The organism is Citrobacter sp. wls716, from assembly GCF_005280975.1.
GTDB lineage: Bacteria > Pseudomonadota > Gammaproteobacteria > Enterobacterales > Enterobacteriaceae > Citrobacter > Citrobacter youngae.
On the sequence record NZ_SZWX01000057.1, the window covers coordinates 1 to 17,850 of the forward strand.

At 49.7% G+C, this 17,850-nt stretch carries 19 protein-coding genes and 1 pseudogene; 4 read left to right on the forward strand and 16 right to left on the reverse strand.

The annotated features are described in order from the left end of the window. Positions 1–170 precede the first annotated feature (170 nt). From FDX24_RS21800 to FDX24_RS21870, 14 genes and pseudogenes are all read right to left on the reverse strand, one after another. A pseudogene (locus FDX24_RS21800) lies at positions 171–632 on the reverse strand (transglycosylase SLT domain-containing protein); the annotation flags it as partial. After that, on the reverse strand, positions 611–1,285 hold the full coding sequence (locus tag FDX24_RS21805; RefSeq protein WP_137364904.1) for a TIGR03759 family integrating conjugative element protein: 675 nt from the start codon (positions 1,283–1,285) through the stop codon (positions 611–613). The pseudogene FDX24_RS21800 and the gene FDX24_RS21805, both read right to left, overlap by 22 nt. A 3-nt stretch (positions 1,286–1,288) precedes the next feature. Further along, the gene (locus FDX24_RS21810) at positions 1,289–1,945 is read right to left on the reverse strand and encodes a pilus assembly protein PilL (RefSeq protein WP_137364905.1); all 657 of its coding nucleotides are present in this window, start codon (positions 1,943–1,945) and stop codon (positions 1,289–1,291) included. A gap of 114 nt (positions 1,946–2,059) precedes the next feature. Then, positions 2,060–2,443 (reverse strand): hypothetical protein, encoded by a 384-nt coding sequence (locus tag FDX24_RS21815; RefSeq protein ID WP_071684804.1) that lies wholly within the window; start codon positions 2,441–2,443, stop codon positions 2,060–2,062. Positions 2,444–2,513: 70 nt separating this feature from the next. Further along, positions 2,514–2,957, reverse strand: a complete 444-nt coding sequence (locus FDX24_RS21820) for an STY4534 family ICE replication protein (RefSeq protein ID WP_049079530.1) — start codon at positions 2,955–2,957, stop codon at positions 2,514–2,516. A 282-nt stretch (positions 2,958–3,239) separates the two neighbouring features. Beyond that, positions 3,240–3,422: a hypothetical protein gene (locus tag FDX24_RS21830; RefSeq protein WP_001561310.1), complete on the reverse strand. Its 183-nt coding sequence runs from the start codon at positions 3,420–3,422 to the stop codon at positions 3,240–3,242. Between the two features lie 107 nt (positions 3,423–3,529). Beyond that, the gene (locus FDX24_RS21835) at positions 3,530–5,335 is read right to left on the reverse strand and encodes a DNA topoisomerase III (RefSeq protein WP_137364907.1); all 1,806 of its coding nucleotides are present in this window, start codon (positions 5,333–5,335) and stop codon (positions 3,530–3,532) included. A gap of 191 nt (positions 5,336–5,526) precedes the next feature. Beyond that, complete coding sequence (locus FDX24_RS21840; RefSeq protein ID WP_137364908.1) at positions 5,527–5,952, reverse strand: DUF3158 family protein; 426 nt, start codon at positions 5,950–5,952, stop codon at positions 5,527–5,529. Beyond that, a complete protein-coding gene (locus FDX24_RS21845; protein ID WP_137364909.1) occupies positions 5,942–6,553 on the reverse strand; it encodes a PFL_4669 family integrating conjugative element protein in 612 nt (203 codons plus the stop codon). Before FDX24_RS21845 ends, FDX24_RS21840 begins: the two co-directional genes overlap by 11 nt. Positions 6,554–6,712: 159 nt before the next feature. Next, entirely contained in the window at positions 6,713–7,585 is an 873-nt protein-coding gene (locus FDX24_RS21850; protein WP_137364910.1) for an STY4528 family pathogenicity island replication protein, read from the reverse strand. After that, complete coding sequence (locus FDX24_RS21855) at positions 7,575–8,132, reverse strand: DUF2857 domain-containing protein (protein WP_137364911.1); 558 nt, start codon at positions 8,130–8,132, stop codon at positions 7,575–7,577. Before FDX24_RS21855 ends, FDX24_RS21850 begins: the two co-directional genes overlap by 11 nt. Beyond that, positions 8,116–9,369, reverse strand: coding sequence for a ParB family protein (locus FDX24_RS21860; protein ID WP_137364912.1), 1,254 nt, complete (start codon positions 9,367–9,369; stop codon positions 8,116–8,118). Before FDX24_RS21860 ends, FDX24_RS21855 begins: the two co-directional genes overlap by 17 nt. A 16-nt stretch (positions 9,370–9,385) precedes the next feature. Continuing rightward, the gene (locus FDX24_RS21865) at positions 9,386–9,580 is read right to left on the reverse strand and encodes an AlpA family transcriptional regulator (RefSeq protein WP_001561320.1); all 195 of its coding nucleotides are present in this window, start codon (positions 9,578–9,580) and stop codon (positions 9,386–9,388) included. A gap of 138 nt (positions 9,581–9,718) precedes the next feature. Beyond that, the gene (locus FDX24_RS21870; protein ID WP_137364913.1) at positions 9,719–10,609 is read right to left on the reverse strand and encodes a hypothetical protein; all 891 of its coding nucleotides are present in this window, start codon (positions 10,607–10,609) and stop codon (positions 9,719–9,721) included. 215 nt (positions 10,610–10,824) lie between these two features. Here FDX24_RS21870 and FDX24_RS21875 point away from each other — a divergent pair, with 215 nt between their 5' ends. Genes FDX24_RS21875 through FDX24_RS21885 form a run of 3 tightly spaced genes read left to right on the forward strand, consistent with a single transcriptional unit; the run spans position 10,825 to position 14,817 of the window. Continuing rightward, positions 10,825–12,753 (forward strand): DUF262 domain-containing protein, encoded by a 1,929-nt coding sequence (locus FDX24_RS21875; protein ID WP_137364914.1) that lies wholly within the window; start codon positions 10,825–10,827, stop codon positions 12,751–12,753. Then, positions 12,753–13,916, forward strand: a complete 1,164-nt coding sequence (locus FDX24_RS21880; protein ID WP_137364915.1) for a DUF3696 domain-containing protein — start codon at positions 12,753–12,755, stop codon at positions 13,914–13,916. The genes FDX24_RS21875 and FDX24_RS21880 overlap by 1 nt, the downstream gene beginning before the upstream one ends. Before the next feature lie 4 nt (positions 13,917–13,920). Then, entirely contained in the window at positions 13,921–14,817 is an 897-nt protein-coding gene (locus FDX24_RS21885) for a hypothetical protein (protein ID WP_137364916.1), read from the forward strand. Between the two features lie 44 nt (positions 14,818–14,861). Here the strand turns inward: FDX24_RS21885 and FDX24_RS21890 are convergent, their stop codons facing one another. Both FDX24_RS21890 and FDX24_RS21895 read right to left on the reverse strand, forming a co-directional pair. Then, positions 14,862–15,935: a restriction endonuclease gene (locus FDX24_RS21890; protein WP_137364917.1), complete on the reverse strand. Its 1,074-nt coding sequence runs from the start codon at positions 15,933–15,935 to the stop codon at positions 14,862–14,864. Continuing rightward, positions 15,871–17,010, reverse strand: coding sequence for a DNA cytosine methyltransferase (locus FDX24_RS21895; protein WP_137364918.1), 1,140 nt, complete (start codon positions 17,008–17,010; stop codon positions 15,871–15,873). The genes FDX24_RS21890 and FDX24_RS21895 overlap by 65 nt, the downstream gene beginning before the upstream one ends. A 225-nt stretch (positions 17,011–17,235) precedes the next feature. On the opposite strand from FDX24_RS21895, the gene FDX24_RS21900 reads away from it, so the two are divergent. Then, the gene (locus tag FDX24_RS21900) at positions 17,236–17,691 is read left to right on the forward strand and encodes a very short patch repair endonuclease (RefSeq protein WP_137364919.1); all 456 of its coding nucleotides are present in this window, start codon (positions 17,236–17,238) and stop codon (positions 17,689–17,691) included. The last annotated feature ends 159 nt before the right edge of the window (positions 17,692–17,850 follow it).

Here is a 17,850-nt window from a genome sequence, read left to right on the forward strand (position 1 = left end):
AGCATCAGGGCGCAGGCCATCGGTTGGGCCTGCCACGGCGTCAGCATCAGCAGCGGGGCCTGCGTCAGGCAGATTAATGCGCCACAGCCAGCGGTGACGGTGCTGTAAAACTCCACGGGCGGGCGCAGCAGCGCTTCCAGCGCGTAGCAACTCATGGCGGGGATTCCTGTTGGAAGTGGCGGAGCGGGACGATGATAGCGGGCGGCGGCATTGAGCCAGCTTCCGGGACGTTCATCGTAGCGCTGACGCAGCAGGCGGGCGGTGAGCAACAAGTTCTGCAGGGGATGCAGGGCGTCACAGGGCGAGTCAAAATACGCCCGGTGCCAGCCGATATTGATTTGCCCGAGCCCCACGTCAATGCGCTTCGGGCTGGTGCGACGGATAGCGGCCAGCAGCGCCTGACAGGCCTGCTCCCGGTTGGCGTAGCGGTAGCCAGTACCTTTGATATTGAGCGTCCACGGCCACGGGCGATGTTTGCCGCTCAGGTTCGCCCCGCTTTCGGTTTGCGTCACCGCCCACAGCAGCTCCGGTGGTACGCGGAAATGCTCCGCGGCGCGCAGGTACGCTTCCGGCAGCGGCTGCGCCAGCGCCAGACAAGGCAGCAGCAGGATTAGGGCAGGACCTCGCGCCATTGCTCCCCCTTACGTTCCAGCGCCACCGGGATTTTGCTCTGCCCCAACAGAAGCCAGCGGCCCGCGTCGTGGTTAAGCGTGATGCTGTGTTCACTTACCAGTTTTGCATCAATGCCATGCGCCATCGCCCAGCGGCGCACCCGGTTGTCATCACCCTCACTGCTGACTAGCCAGATATCCAGCGGACGCTGTTGTGCCAGCAGGGTACGCAGCAGGCTGTCGCAGGGCGGGCAGTCATCTTTAACGAACAGCGAAACGCGGGAAGTGCTGGCGGAGGTGGTTTTCAGCGGCGTCAGGCCCGGATAGAGGCGCTGCCAGGCGGCATCATAGGCACGCTGGAAGGCAAGTTCCTTCTCCAGCCGCTGGTATTCCTGCCTGACCAGCAGTTCGGCGAAGCGTTGACGTTCGTGGTCAGTGTCGGCTTCAACGCCCAGCGTGGTCAGCGGATCGAGCCCCGGCGACCAGACGCCGCGCACCTGTTGTTTCAGCATGAGATAGCGCTGCCACTCCTCCGGCGTGACGCCCCAGACGGTGGCCTGCTGTTGCGTGGTCAACTGCCTGAGAGCTGAGTCCACGTTCTGGCTGGTCTGCATCTGAAGCGGCTGCGCTAGCACGCTGGTGGTGAACAGTAACAGGATAATCAGGCGTTTCATCGCTTACTCCGGCATCTTCAGCGTTAGCTGGCGTTTGCCGTGGCGGAATACCGCCCGGTACTCATCAAGTCGCTCCAGCCGCCAGCCGTGCCACTGTTCTCCCCTGCGCATCCAAACCACTTGATGGAGGTAAACGGCCTCCGGCGGCACGATAACCGCCAGACGGATATCACCGCGCTGTACGGTTCCGGCGAGAAAAAACGGGGCCGTTAACGGCCCTAAAGGGCGGAGAGACACGGGATGACGGTAAGCCACCGTCGGGGGCAGGGAGTTGTTGCCGGTAAAGCAGATTTCGCGGCGGTTCTCATCAGCGATTATCCGCCACGCCGGGCCCGCCAGCAGTTGCAGGGCGGCCTTCAGGCGTAGCGGACCGGTGTGGTACTGGCTCAGCGGTAATGGGAGCCCATAAAGCTGCGCCCGGCGCGCATCGGCAAGACACAAAGACCAGCCACTGTCGCGCAGCAGGTACTGCAACGCTTCCCCTACCGTCGGGTGAAAACCGGGCGGAACGGACAGGGCAGTAAGCTGTTCGAGTGGCGGATGTTGCGGTGACGTGCTGACCAGCAGATAGCGGTCGTAGCGCACTACGAAAGGCGTGACTGGCGAGGCGGCCACGCCGTTGAAAATGAACAGAAGCAGAGCTGGCAGCAGTCGTTTCATCGCATCCTCCACAGTACTTTTACAGGAGCGTGCCGGATGAGGGGGGCAAGGGACCACCGGCAACTGTTTGCCATGTAAAAAAATAGCGCCCGTTACTCCGGGCGCAAAATCAGATCAGTAAGGGAATTTTTCCCCCATCAGCCCAAGCGTGGCGGCGATGGGGATGCCGCGCTCAGAAAAATGAACGCGTAACGTCAATCTGACGGTTTGCTGCTGTGTGCTGCCGTTGGTTTTCTGCGACAGCACCGAGCGGTAATCAATACGAATGATGCGCTGCGGCGGCGTTTGCGAGACAAAGGCCACGACCGCAGCCATTTCAACGCCTTTCAGTAAATTCTGCATGGCGTTGTCATCCCGGCCTTCAAGACATGTCCTGTGGGCCGGTGGGGTAATGGCCAGTTCCATCGGCAGTCTGGCCGCTATCGCTGCGTCATTCAGATTAAACAGCGCGCCCTGGTCAAGGGCTTCTTCACGTGAGTCAAATACGGTATTCATCATGCGTCTCTCCGGTAAAAAACTAGGGAAACGCCCCGACGGGGAATTTCCCCGGCAGGGTGAATGCTGTGCGTCAGAACTGCGCTACAGGCTCTGCTGGCGGCGCGGCAGGCGCTGGCTGGGATTCAGCTTCGCGTTCTGCCCGATAAACCTCTTCACCGTCAATTTTGATGAGCCCGATTTGCAGCAGATGGGCCTTCAGGCTGACGCCGGTTTCGCCTTTACGGTCGCCTTTGCTGTAGACAAAGGTGTCGGCATACAGATCGCCGAGGCGAAACTGGATAAGGACCTTGCGTTTCTGCTCGCAGGCGTCGATACAGCGGCGCACCAGTTTCTGCGCTTCCTTGCCGCTGACGCGGCAGTCGAACCAGGTGTGCTCCGCGTTGCTGGCTTCGCCCCGTAGTGCGGCAATGTCGCAGCACAGGAACGGCTCGCCTTTTTTCGGGGTCACTTCCCGGATCCGGTTGAGGTAGCCCAGACCGCTGGTATACAGGTTGAAGTAGTGGGTATCGTTCATGGCGATATCTCCGTGTTGAAGATTCGGAGCGCCCCATGCGCGGGGATGCCCCGCTTCGGGTTTGGCTCATCGGCTGGTAAGCGTCTGAGTTACTGGCAGTACGGGCATTCCGCGCTGTGCGCCTCCGCGTTTCAGGAATGCATGGCGGGTTTTGGGTTGACCCGTTTAGTTGAATCTTTGGCTGGGGGAAGTGAAAGTGGGAATTGTTTTTAAGGTGTGAGAGTTGGTAGTACAGAATGCAAAAAGGCCTTAATCACTAAGGCCCTGAAAGGTAGCTAAAGATTATTTCCGGCGGTCATCGACTTCTTTGGCGACACCTTTAAAGGGAGTGCCGTCCTGCTTCTGGTCGATAAAGCGACCTGTCGTTGTATCGCGTTTGGTGTAGTTGCCATTCTGCGGATTCTGAACCTGTGTGCGGTCTGTAACAGAGCCCTTGCGATAACCGTCTCCGGTATTCTTGGCCATCTTAACACTCCGAAAAATGAGGAATATTCCTCAGAGAGGATCATCAGACTGCCAATTTGAACGAGCAATCAGGGAAAAGTAAAAGTGTGATGTAGGAAACAGGTTATTTACTCATTCCGTAACGACTTAATCAGCTCAGTGACGTTCTGCTGCTGCTGCGTCAGAAACGCCTCCAGTCCCATTTTCCCCATCGCGATTTCATTCAGCATTTGCTCCCACAGCGCAGTGGTGCCCGGATCTTTCAGTGCTTCCGGCAGGGCATCAATCAGCGTGCTGGCCGTATTCGTTGCCAGCAGGAAACGGCGCTGCTTAATCAGATAGCCGCGCTTCAGGAGCGTCTGGATAATCCCGGCGCGGGTGGCTTCGGTGCCGATGCCCGCGTTCTCCTTCAGCCGTTGCTTCAGGCGCTCATCGCTGACAAAGCGGGCGGCATTTTTCATCGCGGCAATCAGCGTCCCTTCCGTGTAGTGCTCCGGCGGTTGGGTCTGGCGGGCGCGAACGTCCACCTGTTCCACCTCGCAGGTTTGCCCCTGTTGCAGGGCGGGAAGTGCCTGCGTTTCTTCCGGTGATTGGGTTGCCATCTCGCGCAAAAACAGTTGTCGCCAGCCGCTGACAATCACTACTGAGCCACGGGCAGTCAGCGTTTCCCCGGCGCAGTTCAGACGCAGCTCCGTTTTATCCACCTCATGGTCCGGCAGAAACTGCGCCAGAAAATGGCTGCGTACCAGGCCGTAGACCTTGCGCTCGCATTCATTCATCTGCGTCAGATCTACCGTTTTACGGGTCGGGATGATGCCATGGTGGGCAGTGATTTTGCTGTCGTCCCACAGTCGTGAGCGTTGTTGCAGATTAAGCTGCGTGGCGAGGGGCTGGAGTGAGGCGTCGCTGGAGACCAGTGCGGCCAGCACCTGCGGCGCTTCAGCGTGCATCGAGAGCGGCAGCCAGCCACAGTCGGTGCGCGGATAGGTGGTGGCTTTATGGGTTTCATACAGGCGCTGGGCGATATCCAGTACCTCCTGTGCGCTCATGCCCCACTGTTTTGAGCAGATCTGCTGCAGGGCGCTGAGGGTGAAGGCCAGCGGTGGCGGTGTTTTCTCCCGCCGGGTGGTCACATCCAGTACCAGCGCGGTTCCGGCCTGTTGCAGGTGCGCGGTGGCCTCGCGGGCGGCGGATTCGCGGATACAGCGCCCTTCGTCATCGCAGTAAGCTCCATCGGGCTGCCACTGTGCCAGAAAGGAATTGCCGCCTGTATGCAATCGGGCATCTACCCGCCACCAGGGGCGGGGCGTGAAGCGGGAGATCTCCCGGTCGCGCTCCACGACCAGACGCAGGGTCGGCGTCTGTACCCGGCCCACAGAGAGCACGCCTTTGTGCCGCCGGTTCATTAGCGTGCAGGCGCGGGTCATGTTGATGCCGACCAGCCAGTCAGCGCGGGCGCGCGCCAGTCCAGCCTGGTACAGCGGAAACGTGCTGTCGCCGGGGCGAAGCGCGGCGAGTGCCTTGTGGATACTGGCCTCATCCAGCGCCGACAGCCACAGTCGCTGGACCGGGCCGCGCCAGCGGCACTGCTCCAGAATTTCACGGGCAATGGTTTCGCCTTCGCGGTCGGCGTCGGTGGCAATTACAACCGCATCCGCCTGTTTCAGCAGCTTCTTGATGATACGGAACTGCTTGCGCACCTCCGGGCGGATCACCAGCCGCCATGCCGGGGGAATAAACGGCAGTTGTTCCGTCCGCCAGTGTTTCAGCGCCGGATCGTAATCCTCCGGCGCGGCCATGCTGAGCAGATGGCCAAAGCACCAGGTGACGGTTACGGTGGCGTTATGCAGGTAACCATCGCTGCGGTTACGGGCGTCAAGAACGCGGGCGATATCGCGCGCCTGAGAGGGTTTTTCGCACAGGTAAAGTTGCATGGGCTGTCTCCGGTGAAAGGGAGTTCAGCATGGTGTTCCGGAGGGATAAGGCGACAGGGGAAACTGGAGGAAGAAGGTAAAAATTGCACCTTAAAACGTGCATTAAGCGGATAGTGCCTGTTTTTAGGTGCATGAACTGAGTTTAAAACAATCGCTAACGTGACACTCAGGGTTTAACTTTGCGCAAAATTTTAAACCAGCGTGGTTAATGGGCGTATCCGCCGCAGCATAAACATCACCACTGAAAGCTGCGTATTCAGCACCTGTCGCTGCCATTCGAGCGCCATCAGCGCGTCGCGCAGTTCATCGCTCGCGTCCGGCTGTTGAATGGCCTCCTGCAACGCCACGCCTCCCGAACGGTTGTTGTCCAGGTTACGCCAGCGCAGATAGCTGACGCCAGAGCGTGCCGGATTACTGCACAGGATCAGCGGTACGTTACGCCCCGGCAGTTCATACACCGCCTGTTTCAGCATCGGCTGGCGTAGTTGCAACTGCATGCGCAGCGTCTGTAATTCCCGCACCAGCGCTAGCAGCTCTCCCTTACCCTTAAAGGCCTTTAAAAGGCCCTTTAGCGAGCTTTTGCGGGCGGAGCGTTCATCATCATCGTCATTGAACATCGCGCTGTATCTCCGCAAGCATCTTTTTGGGCAAATTCCCGAGCTTATGCGCCATCGTCTGCGCCAGCGGACTGTTCGCCCGCACGTCAGCGCGGGTCACGCCAGTGGTGCGAAAGCGGTTTACGAAGCTGAACACCTGAAGCATCAGGCGTGGAATCGTGGCAATGAAATCGCGCTTTTCCGCCTGGGTGATAAGGCCGAGATGCCAGGCAAGCAGAGTGCGGCGGACCAGCAGATCGTAATCAATCAACTGTTGCAGCAGGCGCGAACCGGGCGGTGAGAACAGCGCCAGCGGCAGGATGAATTCGGTCGGGGACGGGTTACTGACCTGCGTGGTGTGGATAGCGTCCGGCAGGCTGGCGAAAGCTTGGTCCAGCCGACGGTTTTTTTGCTTCAGCAGGTGCGCGATCAGGTTCAGGCGGATGCGCAGTTGCTTCAGCCAGTGGGCGGCCCACGGATCGTCGGCCTCTTCGGCGCGCAGCAGACGCCTGAGTAACGCCAGACAGAGCAGCATTCCGGTGGGATGCGCCTGCCAAAGCCGGGCGGTGACGCGGGTGTGCAGGGTGATGCGGATATCGCTGAAAAGGTTTGTGCCAGGCATCGGAAATTCTCCATGGATTCAGATGCCCGCAGTGTCGGTCCGTGCAATGAGTCAGGCGACGGGAAACCCATTTGGTTCACAGAAAGTTAATTTCGCCGATGAATGAGGTTTGATTGATAGCTGGTACACCGGCTTTATGCGGTGCGCATAAAATCAGGGCTATCTGCGCCTGCGCCGAAGCTGATTGAACTCGCCCCGTCTGGCTTTCTCCAGCGTTGCCAGCAGATAGGCGAGGGGGCGGTGGATATCGTGGGCGGCGATCCGCCACAGGCAGTCGTCCAGCACCTGCTGGCAGAGGGAGGGCTCCAGATTGCGCATCGCGCGTTCGGCGGCGCGGCGCTCGCTGGCGCTGAAGGGATTATCCACAGGCCAGTGCAGCAGTTGCGTACGCTTTTGATGTTTATTGTTTAAATCTGTACCAGTATGTACGCAAGGCGGCTCCGGCTGCCCGCCAGCCCTCGCCACATCACTGAGTCTTAATTGAAGACTCGGGCATTTTTTACTGAGTCTTCGATTAAGACCCGGAGGGGTCTTCAATGGAGACTCAGTGCAGGTTCGTCCACTGTCCACAGGTTGTTGCAAGGTGAGCAGCAGCCCGATAGCGATGTTTCGGATGCGTCGGTTGCGATGGCGGGAGCAGGCGGTGAGCAGCGCCAGATATTCGCTGTCCATCCGGCAGGCATCGGCATGAGTCAGTGGTGCATCATGCAGGGCGTAGAGGTTACCGGTGATCCTGCCGCTTTGTTCGTCGCGCAGTCGCTGGCACAGGCTCAGCCAGCGGGTGATCCGCAGCATCATCAGCGCGTTGCTGACGGTACTGCGCGAGGCCTTCTCGCCCTCAGGCTGGTCGGAGAGCCAGCCCTGCAGGTCGTTGTAGGAGGGAAAGACGCCGCTGCCATCGTCGCGGGCGTGTAGGCGCAGCAGTTGCCACGCGAACTTGTCGCGCGGTGAGAGGTTGCGCGCCAGCAGCAGGCGCTTTGGCACGCTCTGCTGCGGGTTACCGAGAAACAGCAGCCGATCGTCACTTTTCATGCAGCAGCTTCTCCTGAGTCCACAGGCGCAGCAGGTTCCAGATAACCGTCAGCGACAGGTCATGCTCGCGGGCCATCGCCATCATGGCGGTCAGCGCTTCGGGTGAGTCGAGCTTGTTCACGCCCGTCTTCTGCCACTCATTCCATACCAGCGTTTCCACCTGCTCATCTGGAGCATTGTTGCGCCCTTGCCGGACAAACAGGCCAATCAGCCGCCGCCGGGCGCAGACCTCCGGCGTGGAAAGGCCAAAATAGTGATTGATGAACTCGATGGACGCGCCGAGCGACAGGGCTTGCTCCAGACGCTGCTGGAACAGTCGCTCCTGCTCCATCCTCGCCAGCATCCGACCCAGCATCTCGTGGTCAATGTGGGTGGTGATGAACTGCACCGCGCTGTTGCTGAGAAACAGGATGTCATCGGCGGTGAGGCGCGTCAGCTCGCACAGCTCCTGCGGGCTGAAGCCGAGCGATTCGCAGTAGCGGATCTGCCCCTCCTTCAGCGCCTGGACGATGTGGGTGAGTACTGCCTGGTTAACTGAGGGCGTCATGACGAATCTCCCGCAGCCGTCGCTGGCGGCACAGGCTGATAAGCTGCATCAGTTGCTGGATCTGAGCGTTGTCGTAGTCCGGCGACAGCAACAACTCAAGGGCGGGCATCGGCGTGCTGGTATCGCCATTCAGGGCGGCCAGCACCTGGTAACAGCGCTGTGCCGCCGGATGGGGAAAATCGTGGCAGGGCGCGAGGGTGAAACCGGCCGGAGCGCTGTCGTCCGGCTGGATACCGGCGTCCAGTCCCCAGCAGGCACACAACGAGCGGGCGGTATTCACCAGCGGCGACGGCGCTGGCCCGCCGGGTTCGAGTGGTGTTTTTTCCGTTTCCGGCGGTGGCGGCCAGAGGACTTTTTCGGCTGGTGGTCCCAGCAGCGCCTGCCGCTTGCTCTGGCCGTCGGTCAGTTCTGCCAGTAACGTGTTCCAGCTTATGCCGCTGCGGCTACTCATCTCGCCGAGCAACTCATCCTGCACCAGAGGCGGCACCACGGCTTCAGGATCGCCGTCAAAGGTGGCGAGGGCCGTGCTGAACAGGTCGGCAAATTCCGGCTGGCGTTCCAGCGGCATCAGCTTTACCCAGACCTGTTCCGCTGCACTGCATAGCGCCAGCAGGCGATCGATAACCGTTCGGGTGAGCCCGCCGTACAGCGCATTCGGAATGCAGGGCAGCAGCCAGTCGACGGTCTGTAGCATCCGGCTGATTTGCGACTGGCTGATGGGGTAGCCGTCGCGGGTCAGTTGCTCCGCCAGCGCCAGTTGCGTCACGCATTCAATGCCTGCCTCTTGGTAAAGATCGCGCAGATGCAGAATGCCTTCCGCCCGTTCGATAAACATCAATCCGTTATGCAGGTCGCTTTCCGCCAGATGGCCGATCAGGCACTGGACTTCGCCCTGCTGCGTTGACAGCGTTTCCGGCCACGGTCTGAACGGCCAGCAGACGCGGTGGTAACGCTCATCCTGCGTCTCCTGCCACAGTTCATTGAGGATGGCGAGGCGCGTATTCCCGCCGCTGGCGAGCATATACTTTTCATCACCGGGGCGACGGGTCAACACCGGCGGGTTATCCAGCCCACGGGCGAGAATTGACGCTTTCAGCGCATCATAGCCGGGGTTGCGGGTGACGCGGGGATTGAGGGAGAACGGCTGGATTTGCTCCAGACTGACCTGGACCATCTCCTGTTCTCCGGTAGTGCTGGCACCGTGAAGCCAGCGATTGAGCAGATGTGAAGCGCACATAATCTTCCTCCGGCATTCAGACATCGCGGGTAAGCCGGATGCGCTGGTGGATCCAGGCATCCACCTCGCTTTCCAGCCAGGCGACGTGGCGGCTGTTGAGTCGAATGGACGGCGGAAACTGTTGCAGCTGGATTTGCCGGTAAATCCACGATTTACCGAAGCCGATTTTGTCTTCCACCTGGCGTAAGCGTAAAAATCTGTCGCTGTTCATAACCATTCCTCCTGTGTCCAAGTTCGTTCACATCAGCACGTTGGGCGTGGTTATCAAAGCAGCAGCGTCCCTGCCAGGCAGTAAAAATCCTTATCTGGGTTAGTGAGAGTTGTTAGTTGAAAGGGTTAGTTGATCGCGTTACGGCGGTGCGCCGCGCTGGAGGGCGGTTTTCAGCGTCTCGGGGCTCAGCGGCAGGTGCATACCTTCTTCACGCGCCCAGCATTCGAAAATGTTCAGCAGTTTGTAGGGATGCTCCAGCATTTCATCGTCCAGTTGCGGGTTGTGTTTGCAGGCCAGCCACAGCAAACGGGAAAGCGCGGAGGTGATCCGTTCCTTTGATTCGGGTTGATAGTGATCCAGAAAAGCCTCCAGGTGGATGCGGCGGATGACGAACAGTGCGTCTGGAGGCAGCGTGTCCTGTAGGTAGCAGACGGACAGACTGAGCCGGGATTTCAGGTTATCGCGGCCATTGCCATACAGCTGGCCAATCAGCAGATGCAGTTCTTCCTGGAGGTTGTTTTGCGTGGCGAGCAGTTCCAGTAAAAGCTCCCGCAACGATTTGCGGCAACAGAGTTGGTAGTAGCTGTCGTTCTCATCGCAGACCACGATGCCAATCTGGTTGCAGCAGTGGGTATCTTTGGGGCAAGGACGATTCAACGTTTTCGCCAGTTGCTGGTGGAGCAGCAGGCGTTCAAGGCCGATTAACGGCAAATTCCACAGATGACTGGTGGTCAGTTGCAAAGTCGGGTCGCGTCTGCACGGCGGAGAGTTCGCCATCACTTTGCGGTTGCCGGGTTTGTTGCACTGCGAAGGCGGAAAGGGCGGCTTGCTGAATCGGCAGGCAAAGCGGCAAGGGGGATTGAGTGGTCTCAGAAGGACGGGTGAAGGGAAGTAGACCGAGAGCGACAGATCGCCGTGCAGGGCATGGCGGATCAGGTCGGCAGGCAGCAACGTGATGTTGTGCTGCCGGATGACTTCTGCGGCCTCGTCCAGCGTCAGCCACTCCTGGCGGATTTTGTGTGGGGGCATAGGGTGTTCCTTAAATTATTAGATGCTAGTTAATGTTTCTTGAACAAAAAATGCTGAACCCACTATAAGTTTAGGGAGTTAAACGATTAAATTGGTATACAAGTTACTTTATTTGCAGGTTAACTATCTAACATTATGATTTTTAAGTATTTTGTATTGGCTGGATGTCGTGTTATTATGCGTGGAAGTTTTTTAAATAGATGAGACGGCACTTAATGATTAACTTAGACAATGTGCTTACTGATATTGAAACTATGCTGATTGGTCTTGAGTTACAGCCAATTAATTCCAGTACAGGTGTTCTCTATGTCACAAAAATTGACAGAGATGCTGGGAAATATTTTGTTTTTAGCCCAAAAGATAGAAAAACAACAGGAAGAACCATCTCAACGGAGATTGGTGCAATTATTAATGATCTAAACCGAAAAGGATTTTGTAATGTAGATCAATCCCTTTTTGGTAGTGGTTCTAGCCGGAACCATCCGGAAACTATTTTCGCCAACCTGCCATATATACAATATTTTAAATATAAAAATAAAAAACACATTTTGCTTCGAAATAAAAATGTTCATGATGCTGGGACTCTTTCAGAAGTTCAAGGACAGGATTTCAGGCTTTTAAGAAAGCAGGTTGATAAGTTTTTAAACCTAAATCTTGATGAGTTAAATGCAAGGCAGAACAGAATCTTGCAAGATATGTACGATGCGTACGATGTTGTGCTGAAGAAGTATCCTGGAGAGTTATCTGCTATAAAAGTGGAGAGTTCTCTTGGCCTATTAAAAGAAATTAATGATTCTTTATCTGAGGCTATCGTTTCATTGGATGATAAAAATGATTTTAATAGTGGCATTGAGTTAAATATTAATCACTATAATTCATTTGAAGACGCACTTGACAATCCGGATAATACTGGTATCGATTCAGGTGATGATATAGAAGATGACGCTGATGAGAAGGAATTCGATAGTGATTCTGTTAAAAAAAACGGAATTATAAAAGTAATACCATTTACACCAACTTTATCACTAATATTTGACCGGGTTCAATTTGGTGATATTGAGCTCCAACCGGATTTTCAAAGAAAAGATCGAATTTGGAAACAAGATAAAAAAGCAAAATTGATCGAATCAATTTTAATGAGACTTCCTATCCCTGTCTTTTATTTTGGGCAAAAAGGTGATACCTGGATTGTTGTTGATGGTCTTCAAAGAATAACATCAATTTATGACTTCATAAGCGGATATTTTCCGTTAACTGATCTAGAGGTATTGCCAAATCTTAATGGGAAATATTTTAAAGATTTATCACGTACTGAACAACGAGATATTCGTGAATATGCGATAACAGCTTATCTTATTGATGTGAACGATGAAAATTCAAATATGATAGTGGAGTTGTTCCATAGAATTAATACCTATGGAGTTAAACTTAGCGATCAGGAAATTCGATCGGCACTTAATCAAGGATCGAGTGTTAAGTTTTTGAGATATCTTGCATCGCTCGATTCATTTAAAAATGCAACAAGGAACAAAGTTAAACCTGATCGACAAAAAGATATGGAGCTGTGCTTATCTGCGTTATCATTCATGGTTCAAGGTTATGAAAATTATTCTCAAAATTCATACGACTCTTTTCTGTCTCAAACAATGCGGCTTTTAAATAAATACAACCTTATTTTGGATAATGAAGAGAATATTGATTCTGGACAAGCAACTATTAATGCAAAAAGCAAGCAATATATTGAGCTATACTATAAATATAATGCTGCGTTGATTTTAGCCAAGGAAATTTTTGGTGATTTTGCTTTTGTTAAAGAACCTGCCAACAAGAATGCTCCAATAAGTAAACAATTATTTGAGATCGTTATATACTATTTTTCTATTCTATCTGCGGAACAAAAAATAACTCTTAAAAATAATCAGTCTGAATTTTTAGACCTTTTATATACAGCCATTGAGAATAATTCCCCAGAATATGCTGAATGGACGTCTCAAGCATACAGAGATTCAAATAGAGGTTTTAGGGATTCAATTTCAACATCAACAGGGAAAAGAATTACAGTTTTATATAGATTTTCAGCCTTTTCCGCTATATTGGAAAAGAGCACTGGCATTTCATTTTCAAAATATACAGGAGATGAGTAATGTTATTTATTGAGGAATTGAAACTAAAAAACTTTAAATCTTATAAAGAACAGTCGTTTGTTTTTTCAAATTTGACGGTCTTTTGTGGTAATAACTCAGTTGGCAAAAGTACAGCAATTCAAGCAATAGGCATGTTCTTACAGACAAATATTCATTCTAATGAAGCACTGAAAATTAATGGAGATTTGGTACATATTGGTTCTATAGATGACATCCATAATTATGATAATAGAGAGGATGATGACTTACTTATTGGTTTAAAGTTTCAGAAAAATGAAGTGTTATGGGGATATGGCACCGAAGGTAGATTTTATAGGGATGAGTTGCCTAATAAGAATGAATTGCCAATAATAAGTAAAGGGGGGGAATTGAGAGGAGTTAAAAGCCTTTATAAAAAGGGGTTTAAATTCCAATTTCTTGAGGCGGATCGCTATGGACCGCGAGATAATATGCCCCTCTCCAACCATAATTACCATCAAGATTGGTTAGGAAAACAAGGAGAATATACAGTTGAAGTCCTAGAAGGGCTGGCAAACAGAAGACATCTTTTTATTTCAGGAAATAAAAATAAGCAGGATCCTCGAAAACATCATAATGTAAAAGATAATAACGCTTTTATGAATATAACTTCTTGGATGCAGGAGATTTCACCAGACTATAAAATAATACCCAAAGTGGAAGATTCTGCGAATATTGCTTTTAATTCAATTGTTACTCGAAATGGGCATCAAACTAAGCCAATAAATATTGGCTTTGGATATACTTATGCCTTGGGTATTGTCACCGCTTTAATCTTGGCAAATAAAGGTGATCTGGTGATAATTGAAAATCCGGAGGCACATTTGCATCCACGAGGACAAAGCTATCTAGGGCGTTTAATTGCTTTGACGGCTGAAGCTGGAGTGCAAGTGATAATTGAAACGCATAGTGATCATTTACTCAATGGAATAAGAGTTATTTCAAAAACAAGTAAATACTTTTCTCCAGATTTGTTTACGCTCTACTATATATCTAAAGTGAATGATTGCACAGAAGTAACGAAAATAGATATCGATAATGAAGGAAAGTTGTCTAAATGGCCTGAAGGCTTTTTTGACCAACAATCTCAAGATATGTATACATTAATGACTGGAACCTTGCCTAAAAATAATCGTCTGGGATGATGCTATGAAAGCCAATGTTTGTCTTACACCAGATAGCTTTAATTTTGAGAACTCCATTGATGATATTTTGTTTAATGTGGATATTTTCAACAAATTAAAAGGAAAGATGACCTCTGATTTTATAGTATTTTCTCTATGCTCCGATTTTTATAATTCAATTGCTCCTAAGTTGTATTCTGCCTCTTTGGACAGTGGCTGGGCAATGAGTAAATTTTATGATGGAATTAGCAATATAAATGTGACTGATGTTGATTCAGAAAACGCAATTGTGTTAGCAAACGATGATGCTCCGGAGTACTATGGTCGCTGGCTTGGAATATATATATCCGGAAGTACAGAGTTTCCACTATTAAGGGTTGAAGCGAGAATATCATGTGAGAATACTCTTGTTGAATTCTGCACTAGGATTTTATCAGAAAATAAACGAGAGCATTCAGAATATTCTAAAGACATACAGAATATATATAACAATATAATTTTCCTCGATAATCCTCTCCATAGTCAATATAAAACTTTTGATAGTATTAGAAAGATGGATGGTGGGTATAGAAATTTTCAAGGAGCAATATCACGATTTTTATGTTTTGCTAATTGTTATAATATCATCCCACATGATTCACAAAATAATATAGATAATATGAATGCCTCACTAGAATTTCCTGTTACAGCCGAAGGTAAAGGGAAAAATAAAAGAAAGATAAAGGCACTAAAAAGAGACTTTGTTATTGATGATGTAGTATATGAAAACGTGAACTGTGAATATCATTACAAATTAGAAAGAGTAGATGGTGCTAATGGAAATGGTACCTATTATTTTAATAGGATATACTTTGGTTTTTTTAATAAAATAGACTCAAAAAAACCTAAAATATCAATTGCCCATATAGGGGAACATCTTTGAAAATATTTAGGGGATATGTTTTATATCCCCTGGCAGAAATATATTTATGAAACGCATTCTTCCATAAATGAATCTAGGAAATCGTCTGAAACTCCCTTTGGCTTTCTTCTTTCACAGAGCGAATACAGTTCTTCTACTGCTGAATATGGAAAAAACCGAGATTTTAATTCCTTAAATTGTGGCATGTTTGCAAATTCAATCACCTTTGCTCTATATTCATCAGGAGCAACGATAGTCCAGCGGATATCTTGTAACCTCGGTGCATGATCATAAAATTGTTTCATGCGGGTAAGTCCACTTTTTATACCAGTACTGTGTTCAATCTCCATTACAGCTGGCATCATGCGGCCATCCCTAAACCAAATGCAGTCTATTAGACGGGCATCTTTAATTGCATCATTATATGATTGCAGTACTTGTTCATCTGATAATGAACTTATTACTCCATCCATTTGGGCTATAGCTTTACCATTATATTGCAAGCTACGATCATTGGCTGCTACCCAAGTATCTAAACCTAAACAATAACCTATTTTTACTAAAGCAATTTGTATCTGAGCATGACGTCTTTTTTCTTCAATAGTCATGCCTTTAGTCGGCTTAATGGTCTCAATATCGACGCTTTGGTGGACAACATCGAAGCTCATTTCAGAGACGACAATATTAGTCTGGTGCTCAACTAACAAACCATTAGTATGTGGCATATCGGGCAGAAAAATCAGATGCTTATGCCCTGGCTTTATAGACTTTTGTGCATTCATGATTTCCAGTCTGGCTGGCCTACACCAATAGAACTCTGGAGTATGCGCGAGCAAGCTCTCCAATACCGAGCGGGTGTTGTAACTGGCACCGAAAACCCTTTCAACGTTGACAGGTCTGTTTTCTTCGAGTGCATTTGCAAGTCGCCAAAGCATTTGAGTCGAAATACTCTCTGTTTTGGCTGTTGCTTGAGTTTGACCCTTCTTGGGATCAAATCTCTTTATTTCGATAGGACCTTCGGGATGTTGGATACGTACGATTTCAATCTTCCCGCTATTCCTATCGTTTACATAATTAAACAGCGTATTTTTGGGTAAGCTCGAAATCGCCTGAACCAGATTCGATGCTGTTATCCTCATTACTGTATCCTAAATGTTGCAAAATTGATTGGGCAATACCGAGCGCGGCGATATAGGGAACTCCGTTGCCGACTGTTTTAAACATATTCGATAAAGTCATATCTCCTGGTAGCTCAAAATCTTTTGGCAAGGACTGGATTGCCAACGCTTCAGCGACCGTAATGCGACGAGGCTTGTATGGATGAAGATGAACTTCATTGTTACCATACGCTGCTGTCGGAGAGTATCTCCAGCGATGAAGCCTTTTATATGATTTTTTACTATCATCGCCTTCTTCTACTGACTGGAATCTTGCTAAACCGGCTCGGGCCGTAAATACATGTTTAGCGTTTGGATGATTGCTAACATCGTTTTTCTCGAACCAGTATTCTATAGTAAGTTCTTCTGGAATACCTTGCGGGCATTCCATACTTGAGTCTTCTTCGTATGTGTTTGTTGTTGGCCAAGGGAACTGAAAAGCTTTCTTATTGGGGTATATTTGACCGCTCCATTCGAAGTTTTTGGCTAAAGACTTATCAAGAAAACCAACTAAAATAATCCTTTCTCTATCTTGAGGCGCACCGTATTCAATTGAATTAATCAATCTTTCATGCAGGATATATCCTGCTGAAGCTAGTTCATTCTTAATTTGTTCGAAAAATTCTCTATGTTTAAGAGTCCGGTATAAGCCTTTTACGTTTTCAAAAAGGAAGAAATCAGGCATCATTTCAATTATCAGGTCAATGTAACTTTGTGATAATTTGCCATTTTCACCATCTTTGCCTTTGTTTTTGCCGGCAACAGAAAAGTCAGGGCATGGTGGCCCACCAATGAAGCCCACGAGCCGATTTTCACCTTTAAGCGTTTTCATACTATGCTTAATCACCGAATGCTCAATAGTTTCAATGCTTTCTGGAGCATATCCAAAGCGCGGTGGTTGTTTGCCAAGTTTTTTTCTTGAGTGTTTATACGCGTCCATGAAGGGAGGATGGAATTCATTGACGAAAACCACCTCGTACCCGGCATTTTCGAAGCCTAGGTCAAGAAAACCTGATCCTGAAAAGAATGAAAATATAGCGGGTTTCATTGTGGACATTTTATACCTATCAAGTTAGCTTAAATTTTTACTAAATATATCGCTGTACGATCCTACTATTTTACATGATAACTTATTAATTATCAATTTACTTTTTAATATATCAGCAAGTAAGGCCTGATACCACAGCAGGTTAGATAGTGTTTATTGTTATAAAGTTAGGTGTTAATATATTGCTTAATGGTATAAGCTGCTATTATAGATTTGGAAACCGAAGGTGCTTATATGCCTAATATGAGGTTATTTAAATCAAAAAACACCAAGCTTGAGTTAAGAATCAGGAGGCCGTTGTTTGCAAGAGGGTTTCGTTATCGATTGCATAATAGTGGTTTGCCTGGAAGACCAGATATGTATTTCCCAAAATACAATGCAGTCATTTTTATCCATGGCTGTTTTTGGCATGGACATGGCAACGGCTGCCCTATTTCTCACGTTCCTAAAAATAATGAATCATACTGGCAAGATAAAATCAATAAAAATCAAGAGAGAGATATCAGAAATCAAGATGTTCTTGCATCTAAAAATATCCGCGTTCTGATTATATGGGAGTGTGCAATAAAACTTAAAAGTATTGATTTTGTCGATTTTATTGATTACATCGATGAATGGCTTAGAGGTGGGGCAAATTCAACACAGATGAGTGCAAAAAAACCTATGCCTACTTTTGAGTTTCCGAGATAAATTATTATGATATGACATTTGGTGTGGAAATATCTCGCATTGTTACTTTATAACCATATCTGAAATTAAATCATTCGATTAAAATTTTACGCATTGCAAGCTCAGCAAAAAATATTTTTCAGTAAAATTACATAGGATTATTATTCAGGTTTATGATTA

Excerpts from the sequence above, each read along its gene's own strand:
- FDX24_RS21805 (WP_137364904.1), bottom strand. The coding sequence starts at position 1,285 with ATGAAACGCCTGATTATCCTGTTACTGTTCACCACCAGCGTGCTAGCG.
- FDX24_RS21810 (WP_137364905.1), bottom strand. The coding sequence starts at position 1,945 with ATGAAACGACTGCTGCCAGCTCTGCTTCTGTTCATTTTCAACGGCGTG.
- FDX24_RS21815 (WP_071684804.1), bottom strand. The coding sequence starts at position 2,443 with ATGATGAATACCGTATTTGACTCACGTGAAGAAGCCCTTGACCAGGGC.
- FDX24_RS21820 (WP_049079530.1), bottom strand. The coding sequence starts at position 2,957 with ATGAACGATACCCACTACTTCAACCTGTATACCAGCGGTCTGGGCTAC.
- FDX24_RS21830 (WP_001561310.1), bottom strand. The coding sequence starts at position 3,422 with ATGGCCAAGAATACCGGAGACGGTTATCGCAAGGGCTCTGTTACAGAC.
- FDX24_RS21835 (WP_137364907.1), bottom strand. The coding sequence starts at position 5,335 with ATGCAACTTTACCTGTGCGAAAAACCCTCTCAGGCGCGCGATATCGCC.
- FDX24_RS21840 (WP_137364908.1), bottom strand. The coding sequence starts at position 5,952 with ATGTTCAATGACGATGATGATGAACGCTCCGCCCGCAAAAGCTCGCTA.
- FDX24_RS21845 (WP_137364909.1), bottom strand. The coding sequence starts at position 6,553 with ATGCCTGGCACAAACCTTTTCAGCGATATCCGCATCACCCTGCACACC.
- FDX24_RS21850 (WP_137364910.1), bottom strand. The coding sequence starts at position 7,585 with ATGAAAAGTGACGATCGGCTGCTGTTTCTCGGTAACCCGCAGCAGAGC.
- FDX24_RS21855 (WP_137364911.1), bottom strand. The coding sequence starts at position 8,132 with ATGACGCCCTCAGTTAACCAGGCAGTACTCACCCACATCGTCCAGGCG.
- FDX24_RS21860 (WP_137364912.1), bottom strand. The coding sequence starts at position 9,369 with ATGTGCGCTTCACATCTGCTCAATCGCTGGCTTCACGGTGCCAGCACT.
- FDX24_RS21865 (WP_001561320.1), bottom strand. The coding sequence starts at position 9,580 with ATGAACAGCGACAGATTTTTACGCTTACGCCAGGTGGAAGACAAAATC.
- FDX24_RS21870 (WP_137364913.1), bottom strand. The coding sequence starts at position 10,609 with ATGCCCCCACACAAAATCCGCCAGGAGTGGCTGACGCTGGACGAGGCC.
- FDX24_RS21875 (WP_137364914.1), top strand. The coding sequence starts at position 10,825 with ATGATTAACTTAGACAATGTGCTTACTGATATTGAAACTATGCTGATT.
- FDX24_RS21880 (WP_137364915.1), top strand. The coding sequence starts at position 12,753 with ATGTTATTTATTGAGGAATTGAAACTAAAAAACTTTAAATCTTATAAA.
- FDX24_RS21885 (WP_137364916.1), top strand. The coding sequence starts at position 13,921 with ATGAAAGCCAATGTTTGTCTTACACCAGATAGCTTTAATTTTGAGAAC.
- FDX24_RS21890 (WP_137364917.1), bottom strand. The coding sequence starts at position 15,935 with ATGAGGATAACAGCATCGAATCTGGTTCAGGCGATTTCGAGCTTACCC.
- FDX24_RS21895 (WP_137364918.1), bottom strand. The coding sequence starts at position 17,010 with ATGTCCACAATGAAACCCGCTATATTTTCATTCTTTTCAGGATCAGGT.
- FDX24_RS21900 (WP_137364919.1), top strand. The coding sequence starts at position 17,236 with ATGCCTAATATGAGGTTATTTAAATCAAAAAACACCAAGCTTGAGTTA.